The organism is Mycobacterium sp. (genome assembly GCF_035603715.1).
GTDB lineage: Bacteria > Actinomycetota > Actinomycetes > Mycobacteriales > Mycobacteriaceae > Mycobacterium.
The window spans coordinates 1-3,164 of the sequence record NZ_DATNJW010000139.1 but is presented as its reverse complement, the minus strand read 5'-3'; the positions used below and the strand labels follow the sequence as shown (position 1 = coordinate 3,164).

Below are 3,164 nucleotides of genomic sequence, written 5' to 3'. Positions count from 1 at the left end.
CGACTCAGCTGGTCCAACCTCGCGAGTGCGACGTCAAGGTCCGCCTCGTCGAATAGCTCACTGCGGTTAACCATGTCGCCGCTCACCGTCGCGAGGTTGACCCCCCGAAAGGCGCCGTCGAAGCCCTCGCGCGAAATAGCGTGCGCCGCATAGGTGCAAACCGCTCCGAAATCGCTCAGCCGGTGGACAACCTCGACGTAGGCGCGGATGGTCTGGTCGATTTCCCACCCGGCACGGATATATGCGGTCATCTCGCCAGGCGCGAACGCAGTCACCCGGCGATGGTCGATGGTCACGCAGTCGGGCGCCAGCGCGGGCAACTCTCGTCGGCTGACTGAGGCGTAGGTTCCCGTGACCACCGACCACGTGTGTGCGTGGGCTGCCGCTTCGCCCGCGAAGTATCGGGCATCGAGCTCGGCGATGGCCGAATCGAAATCGTCGAGCTCGAAAATGACGATCGCCGCGATCTGATTGTGAGAGTTGATTTCGATGACGCCCAGCACCTCGTTGAGGAACTCCCCGGTCTCGCCCGAGACGCGCGCGAGGATGAGGCGCTCTCCACGGGCTGCGATGACGACATACGTGAAGTAGGTGATCCCGACGCCGGCGGCCGCGCGCAGGTTTGCGATCTCGGCATCCCGACCGTGTTTGATCCCGGCGTTTACCCCCCGCCGGCGATCGTCGACACAGACGTCGTCGGCCAGTACCTTCGCGAGCGCATCCCAGTCGCGGGCTGCGAAGTGCGCCATGTAGCGGTCGGCTGATTGGCTGGCCGCGTTTTCGAGCCGTTGCACCTGCGAGCGCGCCTCGTCCTCGAATCGGGCATGCGCGGCGTCGAGTTCGGCGATCGCGGCGTCAATGTCTTCGAGGTCGAAAAATATCTGCAGGGAGATTCGACCCTCTTCGTCGATGCCGTATATCTGGAGAAATTCATCCTGCGGCGCCCCAGGGCTCGCATCGGCAGTGCCCACCAACAATCGAGCGAGAGCCAGGCGCTCGCCTCGCACGGCGATATCGTGCGCGGTGAGGTGGACGCCGCTCGCTCCTAGAACGCGGCTGATCTCACGTGCCCAGTTTTCCGGTTGGACGATCGCGCCGGCAGCGTGTGTGAAGCCAATGACCTTCCGGTGACTCTCGCTGAACACCGCGGGCGCATATAGTTGCTCGAATTCGTCCCAGGCTTCGCGATTAATCGCAGCCGCCAGGCGCTTGCCAGCGCGTATGCATGCGTTGTCGAGTTCGACAACCTGCGGTGGTTCGGGTGGTACAGGGGCCGACGGCGGATGCGGCTCGCCGACTACCCGACGCGCTCTCTCCGCAAGTGCCGCAGCCCCTTTCCGCTCATACAGATCGACGGCCCGTTCGGCGGCGGCCCGCGCACCCGGTCCATCGCCGGCAGCGCCCAAGACCGTTGCCAGCGTCAGACAGGAATCGCCGTGATCGACCAGTGCGTCGGTGCGCTCGGCCAGGGCAACAGCGGCCTCGGCGATCCGCCGCGCCTCGCCGTGTTCGTGACCGCGCGAAAGCAACCGCGCCCGCAGAGTCCGCCAAGCGATAGAAGCCTTCAAAGCGTGGCCCGCGAGTCGCTCACTCTCCAAACACAATTCGTCGGCCTCGGTGTCTCGGTCGAGCGCGAGACATGTGCGACCCAACAGCGCGGCAGTCTCCGCGGTGTCGGCGTCGAGACCCATGCGGCGAAAGCCGTTATAGGCCTGACGGAAGTGCGGCTCTGCGGCAGTCGGGTCGTCGGCGATCAGCTCTACGATGCCGGCAAACTGCTCGACTTCCAGACGGGCATGGCGCAGCCCGAGTTCGGTGACCGTACGCCGCGCCGAGTCGATCATCCGTCGGGCCGCCTCGGCACGTCCACGGAAGGCTTCCAATACAGCCTGGCACCGCGTCGATGTCGCTTCGACCGCCGGCGAATCGGTCGTGATTCGCAAGAGCCGCACCACATCAAGACACCGCCCGCCCGCGCGTGGGACCGGGTTCGGTCCCCACAGCGCGGCAAGTGGGGCGCCGGCCAGCACCGCATTGACCCGGCGGTGATCTCGCGCACGACGGGCCGCCGTGAGGGCGTCGTCCAGAGCGATTTCGCCGTCGCCGATTCTGCCGAGGCGGGCGAGGCATGCGGCGCGAACAGTATGGGCGTTGGCTTCGCCTGCGGCGTCGTCTAATTCGGCTAGTTTTTGGGCGGCCAAGCCTAAAGCGGTTTCAACCTCGTCGAGTCGCTCGGGATGGATCAGCATCGACAGCTGGCCATCGAAACACGTCGCCCACGCCGCAAGCCGCGGCGAATTGACCGTCGCTTCCTGCAATTTGGAGACCGCGCCTGCTGCCGAAGCCACATCACCGGCAGCCAGCAGCGCCTCGCAGCGCGCCACTAATAGCTCGCCGACCTGATCGTCCCGGTCAGGCAGCTCGTCGTCTATTTCGTCCAGCGCGTGCAAGGCCTGGCCGTAGAGGTCGGCGGCGCCTTCGTAGGCGAGGCGAGCTACCGCCTGGTCGGCGGCACGCCGGCAGTACTCGACAGCCTTGGCCGCGTTTCCCGCCCAAGCACATTCGAAGTAATGGTGAGCCAGTTCAGCGAGCAGCTCGTCGTCGGCGCCGGGCTCGTTCTCCAGCTTCGTCGCGATGCGCTGGTGCAGCCGCAGGCGCCGCACCGACGGCAGCTCGGCGAGCAGCGACTGTCGGACGATGGCGTGGTTGAACCGGTAACGGCCGCCCGGCTCTTCGATGACGATGCCCGCCTTGCACGCCTCGTCGAACGCGTCAACCAGATCCTCCTCGACCACCTTCTCCACGAGGTCCAGAGCGAACCGGCTACCGACGACCGCGGCCGCGGCTAGGGCTGTGTTCGTCTCCGCCGTAAGTCGTGAAAGGCGGCGGCTCACGGTTTCCCGGACACCTTGTGGCAAGGTGGTCGGATCCCACACGCCGCCGGTCTCGTCCACATGGCGTAGCGCTTCGATGAGGAAGAACGGGTTGCCGCCGGTGACCGATGCCAACGCCCGCGCGAGTTCTTCGTCGTTGTAACCGGCCTCGGTGACATATGTGGTCACGTCAGCTTCGTCGAGGCCGCTGAGCGTAAGGCGGTTGGCAGTACCAGAACCGGCGCCGCGGTGCAGGTCGGCGAGCATCGCCGCAAGGGGATGGGAACGGTC

At 65.9% G+C, this 3,164-nt stretch carries 1 protein-coding gene; it reads right to left on the bottom strand.

Going from position 1 to position 3,164, the window contains the following annotated elements; all coding sequences use genetic code 11:
• On the bottom strand, positions 1-3,164 hold a 3,164-nt coding region (locus VN856_RS06345), incomplete at both ends, for an ATP-binding protein (RefSeq protein ID WP_414686887.1).